At 67.4% G+C, this 3009-nt stretch carries 4 protein-coding genes and 1 other RNA gene; all 5 read left to right on the top strand.

The window, feature by feature from the left end; translation table 11 throughout:
• An RNA gene (gene rnpB / locus ACY0I8_RS17420) (RNase P RNA component class A) lies at positions 1 to 229 on the top strand; the annotation flags it as partial.
• Positions 230 to 349: 120 nt separating this feature from the next.
• Positions 350 to 883, top strand: coding sequence for a peroxiredoxin family protein (locus ACY0I8_RS17415; protein ID WP_459942380.1), 534 nt, complete (start codon positions 350 to 352; stop codon positions 881 to 883).
• 3 nt (positions 884 to 886) lie between these two features.
• Complete coding sequence (locus tag ACY0I8_RS17410; protein WP_459942379.1) at positions 887 to 1453, top strand: TlpA disulfide reductase family protein; 567 nt, start codon at positions 887 to 889, stop codon at positions 1451 to 1453.
• Complete coding sequence (locus tag ACY0I8_RS17405) at positions 1450 to 2547, top strand: multiheme c-type cytochrome (RefSeq protein ID WP_461395758.1); 1098 nt, start codon at positions 1450 to 1452, stop codon at positions 2545 to 2547. The genes ACY0I8_RS17410 and ACY0I8_RS17405 overlap by 4 nt, the downstream gene beginning before the upstream one ends.
• Positions 2548 to 2581: 34 nt before the next feature.
• The coding region (locus ACY0I8_RS17400; protein WP_461395757.1) for a peroxiredoxin family protein at positions 2582 to 3009 on the top strand (428 nt) is incomplete at its 3' end.

Genomic DNA, 3009 nt, shown 5'->3' with positions numbered 1-3009 from the left:
GCCAGGTAAGGGTGAAACGGTGAGGTAAGAGCTCACCAGCGGCCCGGGCGACCGGGCCGGCTCGGCAAACCCCACCCGGAGCAAGGCCAAATAGGGGAGCGTTACGAGGGTGGCCCGCCCCAAGCTCCCGGGTAGGCCGCTGGAGGCCCGGGGAAACCCGGGTCCCAGAGGAATGACCGCCACCCCCCTTGCGGGGGTACAGAACCCGGCTTACAGCCCTCCCGCCCGCATCCGCCCACATTTTGGTGTTGCCGGCACCGGTTTCCCGTGGGTCGTTGACGCCGGCCCGCCGGCCCCCCTAGAATTCGTGCGCTTCGTCACTTTCTTCTCAGACAGGGAGTTGCCCGCCATGCACAAGAAGATCTGGGTCTGGGTTGCGGCCGCGCTGGTCTTGGCGTTCCTGGGCGTCGCCGGTGCGGGGGAGGGGGGCGACGAGTGGGTCGGCAAGCCGGCCCCCGAGTTCACCCTTTCGGACCTCGACGGCAACACCTACCGGCTTTCGGAACTGCGGGGCAAGGTGGTCTGGCTTAACTTCTGGGGGCTTCGGTGCGGCCCCTGCGTGCGGGAGCTCCCGGCCCTTCAGAAGCTCTGGACGGCGTACAAGGACCAGGGTCTCGTGCTCCTGGCCGTCAATGCCGACGGCGTGGACGCCGAGTTCATCCGGGGCCAGTTGGCCAAGCGCGACGACCTCAAGGCCGCCGGCATGACGTTCCCGATCACCCCCGATCCGGAGTTCACGGTGATCGACGCCTACGGGCTCATGGGAGCGCCGCTCAACGTGATGATCGACAAGAAGGGGGTCATCCGGTTCCGCCACGAGGGGTACGAGGACGGGGACGAGGCCGGCTACGAAAAGACCCTGAAGGCCCTGCTCGCGGAGTGACGGGTGCCCCGGACGGCGAGAGCGCTCTGGGTACTGTTGATCCTCGCCCTCGGGTGCGCCGGGGTGCGGCCCGAGGGGCCGGTGGTCCGGGTGGAGGCGCCGCCCCCCCCGGCCGACGGCCACGTGGCCGAGGGGCAGGGGTACATCGACTTCACCGGCCGGGGGCTCATGGGCGAGGAGATCCGGCTCTCGGCGCTCGTGGGGCCCAAGGTGGTGCTCCTGCAGTTCTGGGGCATCCGGTGCGGCCCGTGCCTCGAGGAGATGCCGTTCCTCGCGGAGCTCCAGGAACGTTACGGCCCCGAGGGGCTCCAGGTGATCGGGGTCAACACCGACCGGGCGAGCCCGGAGGCGCTGACCCGGGCCATGGTGGAGCGCGAGCTCAACCCGCCCTATCCCATCGTGCTCGATCCCGAACTCGAGATCTCCCAACACTACACGCGCTGGCTCATCCCCGTGACCGTGCTGATCGACCGCAAGGGGGTGGTCCGGGCCATCCACACCGGATTCAAACCCGAACTCATGCCCGGCCTCGAGGCGGAGGTGCGGGCCGTACTGGGGAAGGACCGATGAAATGGATGCTTTGGGGGGTCGTTCTGACCCTGTGGGCCGCCCCGGCTTTTGCCGGGAATCTGGACGGCTACGTGGGCAGCGAGCGGTGCGCCGAGTGCCACGCCGACAAGTACGAGGGCTGGAAGACCACGTTCCACGCCACCGTCGTCCAGGACGCCCGAAAAAACCCCGACGCCATCGTGGGTGACTTCTCGGTACCCAACCTGGGCTTCACCAAGGATGACGTGGACTACGTGATCGGCGGCCACTGGGACCAGCGGTACATGAAGAAGATCGGCGACGACTACTACGTGCTGCCGAAGCTCTGGAGCATCCAGTCCCAGCAGTGGCGGCCCTACAACGTGTGGTCGTGGCGGAAGATGCCCTACAGCAAATTCTGCAAGGGGTGCCACGTGACCGGGTTCGATCCCGCCACCGGACAGGTGGCGGAGCACCGGATCGGGTGCGAGGCCTGCCACGGCCCGGGCCGGGCCCACGCCGACGCCGGTGGCGACGGGCCCATCGTGAACCCGTCGAAACTGCCCGACGACCGCCGCGAGATGATCTGCGCCGCGTGCCACGTGCGGGGTAAGGATCCCTCGGGCACCTACCACTTCCCGGTGGGGTTCCGGCCCGGCGACGACCTGGGGAAATACTACGTGCCGGTGGACAAGCAGCCCGAGGAGACCAACACCCAAGCGATCCTCCGGAACTTCGCCAAGTGGAAGGAGGAGCGAAGCGGCAAGAACAAGGTGCGCTGCGACGTGTGCGGTATCTACGGCGCCGACAAGAAGCCCCGCGACGAGGTGGAGGACGCCATGGGGTTCTGCTTCGGGTGCCACGGGTTCAAGGATCGGTACGCCGAGCACACGAGACACCCCGACTCGGCGAAGCTCGTGTGCTTCGACTGCCACGTCCAGCAGACGAAGGACCTGATGGCGACCGAGGAGTCCCAGCGGGACGTCCACTCCTACGACTACTTCCTCGTGCACCCCGATAACTGCTATGATCGCCGAATCGAGCGCACCTGCAAAAAGTGCCACGAGGACCGCGGCGAGGATTGGGCCCGCCAGACGGTGGAACGGTGGCGGCGGCCCCTGGAGCTGGATCACTAGCCGAGCCGACACGGCCCGGAGGGAGGAGAGAACGATGCGGTTTTCTGCGGGGAAGACGGTGGCGGTGCTGGGGGCGGCGCTGGTGCTTCTGTGGGGGGCCGGGGCGGCGGCCCAGGACACGGCCATGCGGCTCCAGATCGGCGACAAGGCCCCCAGCTTCACCCTGGAGGACTTCGAGACCGGGAAGCCCGTGTCGCTGGATCAGTTCCTGGGGCACAAGGTGATCATGCTCGAGTTCTGGGCCACCTGGTGCGACATCTGCAAGGCCGAGATGCCCCGCCTGGAGCAGGAGTACCGCCAGTACAAGGACAAGGGCTACCAGCTCCTGGGCATCACCCTGAGCCGGGGCGACAAGAAGGACCGGGAGAAGATCCAGGCCCTGCGCGAGAAGTACCAGCTCACCTACCCCATGCTCATGGACACCGAGTTCGAGGTGGCCACCAAGATCTACGGGCTCTCGGG

The organism is Deferrisoma sp., from assembly GCF_054681715.1.
The sequence above is the reverse complement of the archived record's forward strand: the minus strand, read 5'-3'. Positions and strand labels throughout refer to the sequence as shown.

Bases quoted from the DNA above. Each gene is read 5' to 3' on its own strand.
- ACY0I8_RS17415 (WP_459942380.1), top strand. From the start codon at position 350: ATGCACAAGAAGATCTGGGTCTGGGTTGCGGCCGCGCTGGTCTTGGCG.
- ACY0I8_RS17405 (WP_461395758.1), top strand. From the start codon at position 1,450: ATGAAATGGATGCTTTGGGGGGTCGTTCTGACCCTGTGGGCCGCCCCG.